Source organism: Kribbella sp. WER1, from assembly GCF_054189145.1.
The window spans coordinates 4,634,431-4,651,836 of sequence record NZ_CM135186.1; the positions used below are offsets into that span (position 1 = coordinate 4,634,431).

The window sequence follows — 17,406 nt, forward strand, 5'->3', positions numbered from 1 at the left end:
TCGGCCCGGCCGGGGCCGGTCAGTCCTCCGACGCGAGCGTGACTTCGAGGCCGCCGAGGAGCGCGGCGGCGATGTTGTAGAGGAAGGATCCGAGGGTCGCGAGGGCGGTGATGATCAGCACATCGGCGCACGCGAGCAGGGTCGTGAAACCCATCACCTTGCCGGTGTTGATGTAGTTCTCCACCCGGAACGGCTCGCCGGTCGGTGTGCCGAGGACCTCGCGGACGGTCGAGTTGATGTTGTCGAACACGCCGGCCGCGCCGATCGCGGACCAGATGATGAAGACCGCCACCCAGGTGACGATGCCGAACGCGATCGCCAGCAGGAACGCCGTCTTCATCACCGACCACGGGTCGATGCGGGACATCCGCAGCCGGGCCTTCCGCGTCTGCGGCCGGCCGGACGACTTCGCGTCCTTCTCGGCGAGCCGGGCCTGCTTGGCCTCGGCCCGCTCGGCACGCTCCGCGGACTTGTCCGGCTTCGCCGCCTTCACCGCGGCGGCCTTGTCCAGGACGGCCTGGCGCGCCGCGTTCATCCGGTCACCGAACGACTCGGTCTTCTCGTCAGGCTGCTCGCCGTACGCCGCTCCGTTCGCTGCTGCGCCGTTCGCAGCGACGTCGCCCGGCACCGGGCCGGGAGTGGCCCACGGCTCCGGACGGCCCGGCGTACTCGGCGCCTGTTGCGGACGCACCGGAGCCGATCCGGCACCCGGAGTACCCGGACGGGGCTGCGGGCGGTACTCCGACGGTCGTTGACCGTTCGGAGTCGCGGCTCGCTGCTGGCCGTTGGCGCCGGGGACGCCGTTGGAACGACCGTTGGAAGCCGGGTTGCCCGGGGCAGCAGCCGGCTTCCCGCCCGGCGCGGTGCGCTGGGACTTGGAGCCGTCGGCCGCACCCTCAGGCCAGTTCGGCCTCGCGCGGTTGGTCATCAGTCACCCTCCTGGCCGGCTTCGTCGCTTTCGACGGTAGCCGCGCCGTCAACCTCCGTCGAACGCTCGTCACCATTCTGGACGCTCTCAGAGGGGGATTCGGTTGTCGATCCGTCCACATTCTGGGCACCTTCAGCGACAGTACCCGCGTCGGACCCCTCTGACTCCTCCTCGGCGACGGTCAGATCGGTGTTCCGGGCGATCGCCACCACCGCGTCGGACTCGCCGACCCCGGCGAACCGGACGCCCATCGTGTCCCGGCCCTTGACCGGCACGCTGTCGACCCGGCTGCGGACGACCTGGCCGCTGGCCTTGATCGCCAGCACCTGGTCCTCCTCGACGACGATGATCGCGCCGACCAGCGAGCCGCGGTCGTCGTTCAGCTTGACCGCCTTGATGCCGAGCCCGCCGCGACCCTGCTGGCGGTACTCCGAGACCTTCGACCGCTTGGCGTACCCGGCGCCGGTGACCGTGAAGACGAACTGCGAGTCCTCGTCCGCGCCGGCCCGGATCACCGACATCGACAGCAGCTCGTCCCCGGACCGGAACTTCATCCCGGTCACACCGGACGTCGCCCGGCCCATCGGCCGCAGCTGGTCGTCACTCGCGGTGAACCGGATCGACTGGCCCTTCCGGGACACCAGCAGCAGGTCGTCCTCGGCGCTGGCCAGGTCGGCCCCGATCAGCTCGTCGTCGTCCTCGCGGAAGTTCACCGCGATGATGCCGCTCTGCCGCGCGGAGTCGTAGTCCCGCAGCGCCGTCTTCTTGACCAGGCCCTTCTTGGTCGCGAGCAGCAGGTAGTCCGCCTGGTCGTAGTCACGCAGCGTCAGCACCTGCGCGATCTCCTCGTCCGGCTGGAACGACAGCAGGCCGGCGACGTGCGAGCCCTTCGCGTCCCGAGCAGACTCGGGCAGCTGCCACACCTTCGCCCGGTACACCCGGCCCTTGGTGGTGAAGAACAGCATCCAGTGGTGGTTCGTGGTGGCGAAGAAGTGGCTGATCTCGTCCTCGGCCCGCAGCTGCGCGCCCCGGACACCCTTGCCGCCGCGGTTCTGCGTCCGGTACAGGTCGGTCTTGGTGCGCTTCGCGTACCCGCCGCGGGTGATCGTGACGACCACGTCCTCGTCCGGCACCAGGTCCTGCACCGACAGGTCGCCGTCGGCGGCGATGATCTCGGTACGCCGCTCGTCGCCGTACCGCTCGACAATCTCGCCGAGCTCGTCCTTGACGATCGTGCGCTGCCGCTCCGGGCTGGCCAGGATGTCCTCGAGGTCGGCGATGATCGCCTCGAGCTCCTGCAACCGCTCGATGATCTTCTGCCGCTCCAGGGCGGCCAGCCGGCGCAGCTGCATGTCCAGGATGGCCTGCGCCTGGATCTCGTCGATGTCGAGCAGCTGGATCAGGCCGGTGCGCGCCTCGTCCACGTCGGGGCTGCGCCGGATCAGCGCGATCACCTCGTCGAGGGCGTCGAGCGCCTTTACGTAGCCGCGGTAGATGTGCGCGTTCTTCTCGGCCTCGCGCAGGCGGAACCGGGTCCGCCGCTGGATGACCTCGATCTGGTGGTCGATCCAGTGGGTGATGAACAGGTCCACGCTGAGCGTGCGCGGTACGCCGTCGACCAGGGCCAGCATGTTGCACCCGAAGGTGTCCTGCAGCGGCGTGTGCTTGTAGAGGTTGTTCAGTACGACGCGGGGCTGGGCATCCCGCTTCAGCACGATGACGAGCCGCTGACCGGTCCGGGAGGAGCTGTCGTCGCGGATGTCCGCGATGCCGCTCAGCTTCCCCGTGTTCACCAGATCGGCGATCTTCAGCGCCAGGTTGTCCGGGTTGACCATGTACGGCAGCTCGGTGACGACCAGGCTGGTGCGGCCCTTCGCGTCCTCCTCGATGTCGACGACCGCGCGCATCGTGACCGAGCCGCGACCGGTGCGGTACGCGTCGTCGATGCCCTTGTAGCCGACGATCAGCGCACCGTTCGGGAAGTCCGGGCCCTTGATGTTCTGTAGGCAGGCCTCGAGGAGCTCCTCCCGGGTCGCGTCCGGGTGCTCGAGCGCCCAGTCGACCGCGGCCGCGACCTCGCGCAGGTTGTGCGGCGGGATCTGCGTCGCCATGCCGACCGCGATCCCCGACGAGCCGTTGACCAGCAGGTTCGGGAAGCGGGCCGGCAGGATCACCGGCTCCTGCGACTTGCCGTCGTAGTTCGGCCGGAAGTCGACGGTGTCCTGGTCGATGTCGCGGACCATCTCCATCGCCAGCGGCGCCATCCGGCACTCGGTGTACCGCATCGCGGCCGCCGGGTCGTTACCGGGCGAACCGAAGTTCCCCTGGCCCTGGATCAGCGGCGCCCGCATCACCCACGGCTGCGCGAGCCGGACCAGGGTGTCGTAGATCGCCGAGTCGCCGTGCGGGTGGTACTGACCCATGACGTCACCGACGACGCGGGAGCACTTGTTGAAACCACGGTCCGGCCGGTAACCGCCGTCGTACATCGCGTAGAGGATCCGGCGGTGCACCGGCTTCAGGCCGTCGCGGACCTCGGGCAGCGCGCGGCCGACGATCACGGCCATCGCGTAGTCGAGGTACGACTGCTGCATCTCGGTCTGCAGGTCGAGCGGCTCGACCCGGTCGTGGCCCGGCGAGGTGGGGGTCTCGGTCATGAATAAGTCCCGTTCAAATCAGTACGTCGGAGGGCTGCAAGATCAGATGTCGAGGAAGCGAACGTCCTTGGCGTTGCGCTGGATGAAGCTGCGCCGCGCCTCGATGTCGTCACCCATCAGCGTCTGGAAGGTCTCGTCCGCCCGGATCGCGTCGTCCAGTGTGATCTGCAGGAGCACCCGGTTCGCCGGGTCCATCGTGGTGTCCCACAGCTCGTTCGCGTTCATCTCGCCCAGACCCTTGTAGCGCTGGATCGGGTTCTCCTTGGGCAGCTTCTTGCCGGCCTCGGCACCGGCCTCGAGCAGGCCGTCGCGCTCGCGGTCGGTGTACGCCAGCTCGTGCGGCTGGTTGCTCCAGCGGATCTTGTACAGCGGCGGCTGCGCGGCGTACACGTGACCGCGCTCGATCAGCGGCCGCATGAACCGGAACAGCAGCGTCAGGAGCAGCGTCCGGATGTGCTGGCCGTCGACGTCGGCGTCGGCCATGATCACGATCTTGTGGTACCGGAGCTTGTCCTCGTCGAAGTCCTCGTGGATGCCGGTGCCGAGCGCCGAGATGATCGCCTGGACCTCGTTGTTCTGCAGGACCTTGTCGATCCGGGCCTTCTCGACGTTCAGGATCTTGCCGCGGATCGGCAGGATGGCCTGGAACTTCGGGTCCCGGCCGCCCTTCGCGGAGCCGCCGGCCGAGTCACCCTCCACGATGTAGACCTCGCACTCCTCCGGGTTCGTCGACTGGCAGTCGGCGAGCTTTCCGGGGAGGCCGCCGCCGCCGAGCAGACCCTTGCGGTTCCGGGCCAGGTCGCGGGCCTTGCGGGCCGCGATCCGGGCGCTCGCCGCGGCACTCGCCTTGCGGATGATCTCGCGGCCCTCGGCCGGGTTCTGCTCGAACCAGGCGCCGAGCTTGTCGTTCACGACCCGCTGGACGAAGCCCTTGACCTCGGTGTTGCCGAGCTTGGTCTTGGTCTGGCCCTCGAACTGCGGCTCGGCCAGCTTCACCGAGATGATCGCGGTCAGACCCTCGCGGATGTCGTCACCGGTGAGCCTGTCCTCCTTCTTCTTGATCATCCCCTGGTCCTCGCCGAAGCCATTGACCAGTGAGGTGAGCGCGGCCCGGAAGCCCTCTTCGTGCGTGCCGCCCTCGTGGGTGTTGATCGCGTTCGCGAAGGTGTGCACGGACTCCTGGAAGGAGCCGCTCCACTGCAGCGCGACCTCGAGGCTCATGGTGTCGTCCGCGGTCGCCGCCTCGAACGAGATGACGTCGCGGTGCACGGTCTCGCGGATGCCGGTGAGGTACTTGACGTAGTCGACCAGGCCGTCGTTGTACTTGAACGACTGCTCGATCGGCTTGCCGTCCTCGTCGACGTGGTCCGGACGCTCGTCGCGGATCACCAACTCGAGGCCCTTGTTCAGGAACGCGTACTCACGGAAGCGGGTGACCAGCGTTTCGTAGGAGTACGTGGTGGTCTCGAACACGTCCGGGCTGGCCCAGAAGGTGATGGTCGTGCCGTTCGAGTCCGAGGTGCCGATCTCGGCCAGGTCCTCGTCCGGGTTGCCCATCGTGAACGTCTGCGTGTACAGCTTGCCGCCGGTCTTCACGTCGACCTGGAGCCGGGTGGACAACGCGTTCACGACCGAGACGCCGACGCCGTGCAGACCGCCGGACACCTTGTAACCGCCGCCGCCGAACTTGCCGCCGGCGTGCAGCACGGTCAGTACGACGGTGACGGCCGGCTTGCCCTCGGATTCGACGATGCCGACCGGGATACCGCGGCCGTTGTCCTCGACCCGTACCCCGCCGTCGGCGAGCAGCGTCACGACGATGCGGTCGCCGTACCCCGCCATCGCCTCGTCGACCGCGTTGTCGACCACCTCGGTGACCAGATGGTGCAGACCCCGCTCACCGGTCGACCCGATGTACATCCCGGGACGCTTCCGGACCGCGTCCAGCCCCTCCAGGACCTGGATGGCGCTCGCGTCGTACTCCCGCTCGACGACCGACGAGGGAATCTCGTCCAGATCGGGTGCGGTGGTATCGCTGGGGCCGATGGGGTCGGCGGACTGGTTGGCGTCGATCTCGATCGGCTCGTCGGTCACCGGTGGTTGTCCTCCTCGGACCCCGCGTTCGCGAGGCATCGCGGCACAGTAGAGCCGCCCTCTACGGTGATGGCAAAGGCGCGGCTCGCTCTACGGCCTCCATTCTACCCGTCGACCGAAGCAGAACCTGCCATCAGGCGCCTGAAACTCACCTCAGGGCGTCTTTTCGCCCTCGTCACCATGTCCCCTCTCGCGGGTGGGGGGCCAAAAAGCGCTCACGGGCGCTCAGTGGCCTTCGGCAGTTTCGCGACTGACCGTTCCGGCGATCTCCGGTCCAGACCGCTGATCGGACTCCGGGACGGCTGTGGACGACGGATGGTCGGCGCGCACCCACCGCCCCTTAGGATCGCAGCCGTGGAGAGTCTCGACGAGGTCATCGATGCGATGATCGCCGACCGGGTGATTCACCGGCACCGGCGTGTCTGGCTGCTGGTGATCGCCCTCGTCATCGCGGCGATCCTCGTGGTGCTCGCAACCGGCGGCTGGAAAGAGAAGAAGGGCCGCACGGTCCCGACCCTGGACGCACCCGCCACGGTGACGGCCGGCCGGTTCGAGTACACGTTCACTAAGGCGGAGATCTGGCGGAAGCCGAAGACCGAGTACAGCAAGGCCGAGGCCAGCCTGAAGGTCTACTTCACCGCGAAGAACATCGACTCCGAGGAGCAGACCAGCGACTCGGTCCAAGGCAATCTGATGCGCTTCGTGCCGCCGAACCACGCGGACCTGGTCGAGTCCAACGGCAATTCGTGCAAGGGCGACAACCTGAACTGGGTGCTGGTCTACGGCCTGCCGCCGGAGGAGTGCAGCACCAAGTTCGACGTCGGACCGAACTTCGCCCAGCAAGAGGTCGAGATCGGCATCCTGCAGGAGCACTACGAGGGTGACAACTCCGCACTGGGCGCGAACCCGAAGCCGTACTGGCACAACGAGGACGCCGCCGCGGTCGTCCGGCTGAAGACGTCCGTTGTCATCGACGACGGGAAGTCCAAATGAAGCTGTACCGCCCCGCGACCATCCTGGTCGGCCTGCTGTTCGTGCTGCTCGGCGGCGTGATCCGGCTGGCCGGCTCGGACAACGTGTACCACGACACCCCGAACCTGGCGATCGTCCGCGGCCAGATCGGGCAGTCGCTCGAGTACGCCGGCAGCGGCTCGACGATCAAGGTGACCCGGATCAAGTTCGCGCAGAAGCTGATCAGCGCCAAGGCGAGTGACGACGACAAGCCGATCGAGACCAACGGCGTCTTCGTCGCGGTCGAGTGGGACGCTGTCCGCGGCGTCGACAAGCCCGACTCGTTCACCCCGACCCTGACCACCGACGGCGGCAGTGTGTATACAGAGGTCAGCGACCCGTCCAACAGCGGGATCGACTTCCCGGACGCCGGCTTCGCGCGGACTGGTGCGGTGGTGTTCGAGGCGAACCCGGCCGACCTGAAGGGCCTGACGCTGCGGCTGAAGCCGAGCCTGTTCTTCAACGTGAACAGCAGCGAGATCCGGGTCGACCTCGGGATCCCCACCGACGCGATCGCCCAGCAGATGGTCGACACCGCCGAGGAACAGTACGTCGTGAACGACGCCGTCACCCGGGTCGCGTCGTGAACGTCGGGAGCCGGTCGACCCGGCTGATCGCGCAGGTCCTGGTGCTGATCGCCCTGCTGGCGGTCGGCGCGTTCGCGATGCTGCGCCCCTACCTCAGCGACGACGAGGACGCCTACAAGCAGGGCAGGATCGACCAGGTCGTCAGCCAAGGCCCCGTGACGATCGCGAGCGTCGAGTGGAAGCTCGACTCGCTGAAGGTTTACACGAAGATCCTGAACGAGGACGGCGAGCCGATCGAGCTCGCCGGTCCGGCCGGCACCGTGATCGTGCTGGCCGACATTACCGTGACGCCCAAGCCGGGCCTGTACCTCAAGGACCACGGGTTCACCTGCGACGCGGTACTGCGGGACAGCAAGGGCAACACGTGGGACGACCAGCAGGCGTACGGCTACCCGCTGCCGACGTACTGCGGTGACGACGACCATCCGTTCACGATGGACAAGCCGGCCAAGATCGCGAAGATCTTCGTCGTGCCGAAGAACGCCGTACCGAACCTGGTCGGGATCACCACCGAGGACTTCTACCTGCACAAGCGGGTGCTGATCACCCCCTGATCGGGGCGGGGTTCAGGCCGGAGCGGGCTGTGCCGCCTTCGGTGCCTTGGCGTCGGCGATCGCCTTCGCCTCGACGCGCCGTTCGCTGCCGACCGAGATGCACAGGTCGAACGCGGCGGCCAGCAACGCGATCCGGAGCGGCTCGAAGATCAGATCCCCGATCATGCTGGCGATCTCCATGTTCATCAGGCCCCAGTGCATCCCGTGGATGCCGAGCAGGCGCTCCAGCGCGACGAAGCCCCAGTCGTCGGCCAGCCACCACAGCGTGTAGACCAGGCAGACGACACCGAGGAACACCGGACCGACCCGGACCAGCAGCCGGAACGCGTTGATCGCCGGGTAGAACTTCTCCCGCAGACCGCCGAGCACCAGATCCGGTGCCTTGTAGGTCAGTTCGACGATCCGGCCGCGCGACGCGGTCTCCTGCTGCTCGGCCTGTCCGCCGAGCCGGCGCTCGAGGCGCGTGCCGCGGAAGACGCCGCCACTCGACAGCACCCGGTGACCGAACACGACCGTGGTGATCGCCAGCCAGGTCAGCGGCTCGGCGATGCCGTCCTTGAACAGCGGCCAGAGCGACTGCCAGAAGAAGCCCCAGAGGAACTCGATGCCGGCCGGGATCGGGATGTGGATCTTGTCGAAGATGTTCTTGAAGCCGTCCCACCAGTCCAACGACCAGTACCAGAAGCTCCGGTCCTTGAACCACCCCTTGCCCTCGGCGATCGCGAACGGCGTGATCACGAAGGTGAGCAGCACGAAGAACGACTCAGCCCAGACCTGGGCGAACTTCACCGGACGGCTGGGCCAGCGGTCGTCGACGCTTTGCAGGACCCGCCGGAGCACCAGCAGGATGATCAGCGCCGGCAGGTAGTTGTGCCAGCTGTGGATCCCGACCTTGAAGAACCCCGAGCCCTCCTGGGTGCCGACCTGCACCAGGAACGACGCGCTCAGCTGGCTGACCTGCTTGTCGAAGAAACCCCAGGCGGACCACACCGCGACCAGCGGCAGCAGCGTGACGGCCAGCAGCTCGAGCAGGCCGCGCTGCGTCGGGTCCGCGGTCTCCTCGGCCTCGCTGCTCGCGGCGTCGCGCCAGCGGTACAGCGACATCGCGCAGGTCCGGATCATGCCGACGGTCGCGGCGATCTGCAGCAACACACCGACGGCGAACAGGCCCGTACCGAGACTCGAGTGCAGGTGCTTCGCCAACCAGATCGCACCCTGCGAGCAGAGCGTGAAGCCGAGGTACCCGGCCGCCCACCAGGTGGTCATGGGCAGCAGGTTCTTCCACCAGAGCCGGAACGTATCCCCGATCAGGTGGACCATCTCGCGAAAGCCGTCGACGAGCGTGCGCATCGCGCCTGATCCTAGGGCATGGGTGGTGCTACAGCACCGTCGCGAGCAGGTGCAGTGGCACCACCGATGCCCTTAGGGGAGGCGTGGGTCCTACCGGCAATCCAGCCCGTTATCCGTAGGTGTCCCGGGGGCCGCGGCCGCCGCGGACCGTGCGGGTGCCTTTGCGCCAGGTGTAGGTGTTGGGGCCGAGGACCTTGACCTGGGTGACGGTGCCTTCGCCGAGTTCGGAGTTCAGGCGGAAGAGGAGTTGGGGGACCAGGAGGTCCAGTTGGACCTTCCAGGCGGTGGAGGACGTGCGGACCGTGAGCACGGTGTCGTCGTACGACTCCGGTTTGCAGTGTTCGGCCATTTCGGGGCCGACGATCGTCTGCCAGCGGGCCATCACGCCGTGGACCGCGACGTCGACCTCCCAGCCCTGGTCGCGCATCAGGCGGCCGAGCGTGTTGGTCAGCTTCTGGGGATCGCGGTCGTCGGGGCGGGCGCTGCTGATCTGGGCGCCGTCGATCCGTGGCCGGCGGCGGCGTTTGACCGGCTTGAAGCCGCCCTTGGCCGCCTGCTGCTTAAGTCGGCCGGCGAGCGACTTCGCCAGGTCGAGGCCCTGCTTGTCGTGCTCTTCCTCGCCCTCCGGAAGGTTCTCAGGAAGGCTCTCAGGGACGCTCTCGGAGGAATCCGGGGGTTCAGGCACGCTGAACGACCCCCTCACCCACCTCGAAGCGCTGCCCGCTGAGCTCAGCGGGCACGTCAGCGCCGACCGCGGCGGTCACCAGCACCTGCTCGGCCGGCGCGACCAGTTCCGCCAGCCGGTCCCGGCGCTGCGAGTCCAGCTCGGCGAACACATCGTCGAGGATCAGCACCGGTTCACCCCCGTCCGCGCGGAGCAGTTCGTACGACGCCAGCCGCAGCGCGAGCGCGAACGACCAGGACTCACCGTGACTCGCGTACCCCTTCGCGGGCAAGTCGCCGAGCCCGAGGACGACGTCGTCGCGGTGCGGGCCGACCAGCGAGACCCCGCGCTCGAGCTCGTCCTGGCGCTTCTCCCGGACGGCCGCGAGCAGGATCTCCTCGAGCTGCTCGCGGGACGCCACCCCGGGCTCGAGCAGGACGGACGACTTGTACTCCAGCCGCGCATCACCCTTGCCCCGGGCAACAGCGTCGTACGAGCTCGAAACCAGCGGACGGAGGGCTTCCAGCAGTTCGAGACGGGTCGCGAGCAGTTCGGAACCGGTCCGGGCCAGGTTCGAGTCCCAGACCTCGAGCGTGCGCAGCTGGCTCTCGGCGGCGCTCGACCGGTTCTGCCGGCGGGCCTGCGAGGCGCTCCGCAGCAACGAGTTCCGTTGCTTGAGCACCCGGTCGTAGTCCTGCCGTACGCCGGCCATCCGCGGCGCGCGCAGCGTCAGCAGCTCGTCCAGGAACCGGCGCCGCTCGGACGGATCGCCCTTCACCAGCGCGAGATCCTCCGGCGCGAACAGCACCGTCCGGAGCAGACCGAGCACCTCGCGCGGCCGCGGTACCGGCGAACGGTTGATCCGGGCGCGGTTCGCCTTGCCCGGGTTGATCTCCAGCTCGACGACCACGTCCCGGTCGTACTGGCTGCGGATCTCGGTCCGCACGATCGCCCGGGTGGCACCGGCCCGCACCAGCGGTGCGTCGTTCGCCACCCGGTGCGAGCCGAGCGTTGCGGTGTAGTGAATCGCCTCGACCAGGTTGGTCTTACCGTGGCCGTTCGGCCCGACGAAGGCCGTCACGCCCTGCGTGAGCTGGACCTCCGCCTGCTGGTAGGACCGGAAGTCGAGCAGACCCAGGGCGGTGACGTACACCTCAGTGCTTGGGTGGGGTGGCGTACGACGGGTCCGCGGCCTCGGCACCCTTCACCGCGTGACCGCCGAACTGGTTGCGCATCGCGGCGATCGCCTTCATCGCCGGCGAGTCGTCCTGCCGGGACGCGAACCGGGCGAACAGCGCGGACGAGATCGCCGGCACCGGGACCGCCAGATCGATCGCGGCCTCGACGGTCCAGCGGCCCTCACCGGAGTCTTCGGCGTACCCGCGGATCTTCTCCAGGTGGTTGTCGTCCTCGAGCGCGTTCACCAGCAGGTCCAGCAGCCAGGACCGGATCACGGTGCCCTCGCGCCAGGACTGGAACGCTTCCGGCACGTTCTCGACGATGTCGGAGGCCTCGAGCAGCTCGTAGCCCTCGGCGTACGCCTGCATGATGCCGTACTCGATGCCGTTGTGGACCATCTTCGAAAAGTGCCCGGCGCCGACCTTGCCGGCGTGCACGAAGCCGAACTCGCCCTCGGGCTTCAGCGCCTCGAAGATCGGCATCACCACGTCGACGGTGTCCTTGGCGCCGCCGCACATCAGCGCATAGCCGTTCTCCAGGCCCCAGACGCCGCCGGACACGCCGCAGTCGACGAACCGGATGTCCTTCTCGGCGAGCTGGGCGGCACGGCGGGTGTCGTCCGTCCAGCGGCTGTTGCCGCCGTCGATGACGATGTCACCGGGGGAGAGCAGCTCGGCCAGCTCGGTGACGACCGGGTCGATGGCCTGCACCGGCACCATCACCCAGACCACCTTCGGCTGGTCGGTGGCCGTCAGCTTGCCGACCATGTCGGCAAGATCCTTGGAGTCGGAGATGTCCTGGTTGTTGTCGAATCCGACCACGGTGTGCCCCGCGTTCCGGATCCGCTGGCGCATGTTGCCGCCCATCTTGCCGAGACCGACAAGGCCGAGCTCCATCTGAATCCCCTTGTTCTGTTGGCTTTTCAGCTGTTCAGGCGGACCGGCATCAGCACGTACCGGAACTCGCTGATCGGTTCGCCGTCGAAGTCCCGCACACCGGTCAGTTCGGCCGGCTTCGTCGCCTGCGTGAAGGCCAGGTGCGCGACCGGCGTACCGATCGCGCCGAGACCGTCCAGCAGGTACGTCGGGTTGAAGCCTACGGTCACCGGGTCGCCGACCACGCGCGCCTCCAGCGACTCCGACGCCTGCGCCTCGTCGCCGCTGCCGGCGTCCAGCGTCACGCTGTCGTCGTCGAAGGTCAGCCGGACCGGGGCGTTCCGCTCCGCGACCAGCGCGACCCGCTTGACAGCCTCGACCAGGGTCGCGGTGTCGATCCGCACCCGGGTCGCGATCGACGCGTCGTTCGGGATGATGCCGCGGACCTTCGGGAACTCGCCGTCCAGCAGCCGGGTGGTCGCACGCCGGTTGCCGCCGGAGACCTGGCCCTCGAAGCCGACGATGCCGTCACCCGTGCCCGGGGCGGCCAGCGAGACGGTCACGTCGGAGCCGGTCATCGCCTTCGCGGTGTCGGACAGCACCCGCGCCGGGACCAGCGCGGCCGCGGACGCGTCGGGGGACTCCGGGTTCCACTCGAGCTCGCGGATCGCCAGCCGGTAGCGGTCGGTGGCCAGCAGGGAGATCGTCGATCCCTCGATCTCGACCCGGACACCGGTCAGCACCGGCAGCGTGTCCTCGCGGCCGGCGGCCGTGACGACCTGTGAGACGGCCTGGGCGAAGACATCGGCCTTCACCGTGCCGCTGGCCGCCGGAAGCGACGGAAGGGCCGGGTATTCCTCTGTGGGAAGCGTCTGGAGGGTGAAGCGCGAGCTGCCACAGGTGACCTGTGCCTTCGCGCCGTCGACCGCGACGTCCACGGGCTGGTTCGGAAGACTCTTCGAGATGTCGGCGACCAGCCGGCCGGAGATCAGGCACTTGCCGACGTCCGCCACCTGTGCGGGCACCGTGACTCGGACCGAGGTCTCGTAGTCGAAGCCGGACAGGGTGATCTGCCCGTCCTCGGCCTCGACCAGAAGGCCGGCAAGGATCGGGACGCTGGGGCGACTGGGCAAGCTGCGCGCGGCCCAGGCCACCGACTCGGCCAGTACGTCGCGCTCGACGCGAAACTTCACCGCTGGGTGCCTCCTGTTTCGGCTGTGTGCCAGGCAGATCCTGCCACGGACAAGTGTGCTGTGCGCCATTCGGGCCGGACGTGGCGCTTCGGGCGGGTCGCGTCGGCGTCGTACCGATCCTGCTGCTGGTGCTCGTACTGCTGCCTCCGGGACCAGCCTGACAGGTCCCGCAAGCCGACGCGAGATCGGGGTTTTCCCCAGATCGGGCCGCTCGATCGTTTTCCGGCCTTCGAGCTCTCTATAGATTCCATAGTGTTCTTAGCACCGGTGGATAGTGTGGAAAAGCCCTGTCTTCGCAGGTCAGACCACGAATTGCCATGTGGATGCCATGTGGACAGTCTCCGCTTTGGTTGAGGACAGCCGTGGACGAAGATTTCTGTCCCCACAGCCGATCCACAACCAAAGCGAGGGTTTCCCACAGTTTTCCACAGCTGCGTCCCCAACCTGTGCGTCCTGATTACTGCTGCTTCGCCTGGTGCTTGATCCGGTTCGTCAGCTCGGTCACCTGGTTGAAAACGCTGCGTCGCTCGGACATCAGTTGGCGGATCTTCCGCTCCGCGTGCATCACCGTCGTGTGGTCGCGGCCGCCGAACTGCTGGCCGATCTTCGGCAGCGACAGATCGGTCAGCTCGCGGCACAGGTACATCGCGATCTGACGGGCGGTCACGAGGACGCGGCTGCGGCTCGAACCGCACAGGTCGTCGATCGAGAGCCCGAAGTACGACGCCGTCTGGCCCATGATCATGCTGGCCGTCACCTCGGGCTTGCTGCCCTCGGGGATCAGGTCCTTCAGCACGATCTCGGCCAGGCTCAGATCGACCGGCTGCCGGTTCAGGCTGGCGAACGCGGTGACACGGATCAGCGCGCCTTCGAGTTCCCGGATGTTCGTCTGCACCTTCGATGCGATGAACTCCAGCACCTCCGGCGGCGCGGTCAGCCGCTCGGTGGCCGCCTTCTTCCGCAGGATCGCGATCCGGGTCTCGAGGTCCGGCGGCTGGATGTCGGTGATCAGGCCCCACTCGAACCGGTTCCGCAGCCGGTCCTCGAGCGCCTCCAGCCGCTTCGGTGCGCGGTCGGAGCTGATCACGATCTGCTTGTTCGCGTTGTGGAGCGTGTTGAAGGTGTGGAAGAACTCTTCCTGGGTCTGGATCTTGCCTTCGAGGAACTGGATGTCGTCGATCAGCAGTACGTCGACATCGCGGTACCGGCGCTGGAACTGGGACGCCTTGTCGTCGCGGATCGCGTTGATGAAGTCGTTGGTGAACTCTTCGCTGGAGACGTACCGGACGCGCGCGCCGGTGTAGAGGCTGCGCACGTAGTGGCCGATCGCGTGCAGGAGATGGGTCTTGCCCAGACCGGAGTCGCCGTAGATCAGCTGCGGGTTGTACGCCTTGCCCGGCGCCTCGGCGACCGCGACGGCGGCCGCGTGCGCGAACCGGTTCGAGCTGCCGATGACGAACGTCTCGAACGTGTACTTCGGGTTCAGGCGGGCCTCGCCCTGCGCCTCCGTGGCCGGCTGGCTCGAACCGTTCGGCGGCGGGGCGACCGAGCCGAGCGGCTGACCGAACGGGGTCTGCTGCTGCGGCGCCGGCTGCTCGTAGTGCTGCGGCTGTGCGGGCTGCTGGTTGTACTGCGGGCCGTTGTCCGGATCGGTCAGCGCCGATTGGATGGTCGGCTGGTACGCGCCGTCGGTACGGAGCGGCTCGCGGACCGCGGGCGGTTGCGGCGCGGGCTGCTGGACCGGCTGCTGCGTGTACTGCGGTTGCTGCTGCGCGGGTTGCTGCATGGGGTTCTGCTGCAGCGGGTTGTGTTGCATGGGGCTCTGTTGCGGGTGGTTCTGCTGCAGAGAGTTCTGTTGGAGAGGGGTCTGGTGCAGCGGGCTTTGCTGGTGTTGCTGCGGCTGGTGCTGGGGGGCCTGCTGCTCCGGGTCGAGGGACGGGTCGACGGTGACGGCGATCCGGATGTCGCGGCCGAAGCTCTCGGTGAGGATCCGCTCGAGGTCCGGGCGGAGACGCGTCTCGAGCTGGCCGCGGGTGAAGTCGTCGGGGACCGCCACGATCGCTGTGCTCTCGTGGAGGGTGACCGGGCGTGAGTTGGTCAGCCAGGCGCGCTGGTTCGGCGGCAGGCCGGCGAGAACCCGCGCCCAGGCTTCGCCGAGATCGGTGACAGCCGGAGCCACCTCGGTCACGCGTGGCTGCTGCATCTGCTGCAGGTGCTGCTGAGGAGCGGGCTGCTGAGGTGCCTGCTGCTGGGGAGCCTGTTGCGGAGCCTGGTGGGGTGCGTGCTGTTGCGGCGCGTGCTGTTGGGGCTGCTCGTGAGCGGCCGGCTGGTGCACGGTCTGCTGGTGCACGGTCTGCTGGTGCACGGCTTGCTGTGGCTGGTGCTGCTGCTCGTGCTGTGGCGACTGCTGCTGGTGCGGCGGCTCTTGGCGCGGGGGCTCCTGCTGCACCGGCTGGTGCTGGTGGAACTGGTGCTGCTGGGCGACCGGCTGCTGCTCAGGCGCGCGCTGCTGCGGGGCCTGACTTTGCTGGTGCTGCTCAGGCTCGGGCTGCTGCTGGGGAGCTGGTTGCTGCGCAGCGGGCTGCGCCTGGTGGTGGAGCTGCTGCGGCTCCTGCGGCTGCTGGTCGGGCTGCTGCGCAGGGGTGGAGCGTTCGGGAGTTTCGTCGGCAGCGGGAGGGGGCTGCGTGGGGTTGTTGTCGGGTGACCACTGGTTTGTGGCTGTGTTGTCCACACGTGCCTCGCCCTCGTTGGGTGCCGAGCCAGCTGCGTTGCTGCTGCCGGTACCCCATTCCGCCCTTCCCCAGGCAGTACCCGGGTCGGGTTGGCGGTAGTTGCCGACGGCTGGGGCCGCACCGAAGTACGTCGTACCTGCGGTGGGCATGGGTGGGCCGGGCGGGAGATCGGTGGCCGCACGTTCGAGCTCGGATCGGTAGCCGTACGGCGCCGGCGGCGGCGCAGGACGGTACCCGAAGGCCGACGGCTCGGGCATCGGGATCGGGAGCGACGGGCTCAGGTAGTCACCAGGGTCCATCCGCGGCGCCGGTTCGGGCAGCGGAATCGGCAAGGTCTCGGCCTGCGGCGCAGCCTCACTCCGCCGCCGCGGCTCCGCCCGAGCAGGCTCCGGCCGAGGCCCCAGCTCCGGACGCGGCTCCGGGTCCGCGCGTGGGGTGGGCTCCGACCGAGGCATGGGCTCTGGGCGCGGCTCCGGCTCTGCCCGCGGCATCGGCTCCGGGCGCGGCGCGGGCTCGGACCTCAGCGTCGGCTCCGGATACGTCGGCTCCGGGCGCGACTGGTCCGGGCGCGACTGGTCCGGGCGCGACTGGTCCGGGCGCGACTGGTCCGGACGAAGGGGCTCGGTGCGCGGGGTCGGCTCGGGACGGGGCAGGGCCTCGGTGCGGGGCTGGGGCTCCGGAGCGGGTGGGACCTCGGTACGGAAGTTGGCTTCGGGTTCGGGGCGGATGTCGGCGTCGGGCTCGGGCCGCAGATCCTGACGGCCGTCGGCGCTGTAGTCCGTCCGGTACTCGCTTCCCGTGAATTCCGCCGGTGTGAATTCCGCACTGGCGGAATGGTCCTCGACCACGCGTTGCTCCCCGAATCCATCGCTACGGTGGCCGGCGCGTTCCGGAGGGATCCGGGCTGCGCGACCGTTCGACCCGACACCGTGCCGCCGCTCTGTCCACACGGTTGTCCACAGTTGTGAACGACCGCCGGGACAGGTTGGTTACCGATTGCGGGGTGTGGGACCTCTGGTGTGAGGGAGTGACGCTAACAAGTCCGCCCAGGCACCTTCAAGCCGTCATCCACAGGCTATGAACAGGAAATTGGGGGCAACCTCCGGCGTGTCGGGTAGACGCCGGAGCGTAGTCATGGTTGGAGATCGCTCTCCGTTGCCATCCGGTCCGGACAGTGACGAGCTCTCCGGCAACCAGTTACCCACTATGCTGTCCACAAGCCTGTGGAAAACTCTGGGGATACCTGGTTTGACCTGTCCACAGGAGGCCACGTACCGTGGATCGGTCGGTGTTGAGCCGGCCCTTTCGTGCTGCGCTCGCTGCGGGACCCTCTTCTGGTTCTCCGACGGTGTGCAGGACAGGCACCCGGGCAGATCCAATCAGTGGATTTGTCGACAAATTTGTGATCTCGAGTAACCGGAGTCATTCCAGTGAGCAAGCGGACGTTCCAGCCGAACAACCGTCGCCGGCACAAGAAGCACGGCTTCCGTCTTCGCATGCGTACCCGTGCGGGTCGCGCGATCATCGCCGCCCGCCGTGGCAAGGGTCGTCAGCGCCTCGCGGCCTGAGCGACCCGTCTGAC

General features: G+C 68.1%; 14 protein-coding genes. 5 read left to right on the plus strand and 9 right to left on the minus strand.

The window, feature by feature from the left end:
• Positions 1–19: 19 nt before the first annotated feature.
• From ACXJJ3_RS22385 to gyrB, 3 genes are read right to left on the minus strand one after another with little or no spacing between them, the layout of a single operon-like run.
• On the minus strand, positions 20–928 hold the full coding sequence (locus tag ACXJJ3_RS22385; protein ID WP_458163779.1) for a DUF3566 domain-containing protein: 909 nt from the start codon (positions 926–928) through the stop codon (positions 20–22).
• Positions 928–3,585 carry a DNA gyrase subunit A gene (gene gyrA / locus ACXJJ3_RS22390; protein ID WP_458163780.1) on the minus strand — a complete coding sequence of 886 codons (2,658 nt, stop codon included), beginning with the start codon at positions 3,583–3,585 and terminating at the stop codon, positions 928–930. The genes ACXJJ3_RS22385 and gyrA overlap by 1 nt, the downstream gene beginning before the upstream one ends.
• A 42-nt stretch (positions 3,586–3,627) precedes the next feature.
• Positions 3,628–5,718 carry a DNA topoisomerase (ATP-hydrolyzing) subunit B gene (gyrB, locus tag ACXJJ3_RS22395; protein WP_458163781.1) on the minus strand — a complete coding sequence of 697 codons (2,091 nt, stop codon included), beginning with the start codon at positions 5,716–5,718 and terminating at the stop codon, positions 3,628–3,630.
• A 315-nt stretch (positions 5,719–6,033) separates the two neighbouring features.
• On the opposite strand from gyrB, the gene ACXJJ3_RS22400 reads away from it, so the two are divergent.
• Genes ACXJJ3_RS22400 through ACXJJ3_RS22410 form a run of 3 tightly spaced genes read left to right on the plus strand, consistent with a single transcriptional unit; the run spans position 6,034 to position 7,831 of the window.
• The gene (locus tag ACXJJ3_RS22400) at positions 6,034–6,672 is read left to right on the plus strand and encodes a hypothetical protein (RefSeq protein ID WP_458163782.1); all 639 of its coding nucleotides are present in this window, start codon (positions 6,034–6,036) and stop codon (positions 6,670–6,672) included.
• Positions 6,669–7,277: a hypothetical protein gene (locus ACXJJ3_RS22405; protein ID WP_458163783.1), complete on the plus strand. Its 609-nt coding sequence runs from the start codon at positions 6,669–6,671 to the stop codon at positions 7,275–7,277. The genes ACXJJ3_RS22400 and ACXJJ3_RS22405 overlap by 4 nt, the downstream gene beginning before the upstream one ends.
• Positions 7,274–7,831, plus strand: coding sequence for a hypothetical protein (locus ACXJJ3_RS22410; protein ID WP_458163784.1), 558 nt, complete (start codon positions 7,274–7,276; stop codon positions 7,829–7,831). The genes ACXJJ3_RS22405 and ACXJJ3_RS22410 overlap by 4 nt, the downstream gene beginning before the upstream one ends.
• 12 nt (positions 7,832–7,843) lie before the next feature.
• On the opposite strand, the gene ACXJJ3_RS22415 is transcribed toward ACXJJ3_RS22410, so the two are convergent.
• The 6 genes from ACXJJ3_RS22415 to dnaA all read right to left on the minus strand — a co-directional run bounded on the left by ACXJJ3_RS22415 (position 7,844) and on the right by dnaA (position 15,280).
• A complete protein-coding gene (locus tag ACXJJ3_RS22415) occupies positions 7,844–9,181 on the minus strand; it encodes a hypothetical protein (RefSeq protein WP_458163785.1) in 1,338 nt (445 codons plus the stop codon).
• Between the two features lie 109 nt (positions 9,182–9,290).
• On the minus strand, positions 9,291–9,866 hold the full coding sequence (locus tag ACXJJ3_RS22420) for a DUF721 domain-containing protein (RefSeq protein WP_458163786.1): 576 nt from the start codon (positions 9,864–9,866) through the stop codon (positions 9,291–9,293).
• Positions 9,859–10,998 (minus strand): DNA replication/repair protein RecF, encoded by a 1,140-nt coding sequence (gene recF / locus ACXJJ3_RS22425; protein WP_458163787.1) that lies wholly within the window; start codon positions 10,996–10,998, stop codon positions 9,859–9,861. Before recF ends, ACXJJ3_RS22420 begins: the two co-directional genes overlap by 8 nt.
• Position 10,999: 1 nt before the next feature.
• On the minus strand, positions 11,000–11,920 hold the full coding sequence (gene gnd / locus ACXJJ3_RS22430; protein ID WP_458163788.1) for a phosphogluconate dehydrogenase (NAD(+)-dependent, decarboxylating): 921 nt from the start codon (positions 11,918–11,920) through the stop codon (positions 11,000–11,002).
• Between the two features lie 26 nt (positions 11,921–11,946).
• Positions 11,947–13,092 (minus strand): DNA polymerase III subunit beta, encoded by a 1,146-nt coding sequence (dnaN, locus tag ACXJJ3_RS22435; RefSeq protein WP_458163789.1) that lies wholly within the window; start codon positions 13,090–13,092, stop codon positions 11,947–11,949.
• A gap of 457 nt (positions 13,093–13,549) precedes the next feature.
• Positions 13,550–15,280 carry a chromosomal replication initiator protein DnaA gene (gene dnaA / locus ACXJJ3_RS22440; protein WP_458163790.1) on the minus strand — a complete coding sequence of 577 codons (1,731 nt, stop codon included), beginning with the start codon at positions 15,278–15,280 and terminating at the stop codon, positions 13,550–13,552.
• A 93-nt stretch (positions 15,281–15,373) separates the two neighbouring features.
• On the opposite strand from dnaA, the gene ACXJJ3_RS22445 reads away from it, so the two are divergent.
• Together ACXJJ3_RS22445 and rpmH are read left to right on the plus strand one after the other, a co-directional pair.
• Entirely contained in the window at positions 15,374–15,796 is a 423-nt protein-coding gene (locus ACXJJ3_RS22445; RefSeq protein WP_458163791.1) for a hypothetical protein, read from the plus strand.
• Positions 15,797–17,254: 1,458 nt separating this feature from the next.
• Positions 17,255–17,392 carry a 50S ribosomal protein L34 gene (gene rpmH, locus ACXJJ3_RS22450; protein ID WP_130386492.1) on the plus strand — a complete coding sequence of 46 codons (138 nt, stop codon included), beginning with the start codon at positions 17,255–17,257 and terminating at the stop codon, positions 17,390–17,392.
• The last annotated feature ends 14 nt before the right edge of the window (positions 17,393–17,406 follow it).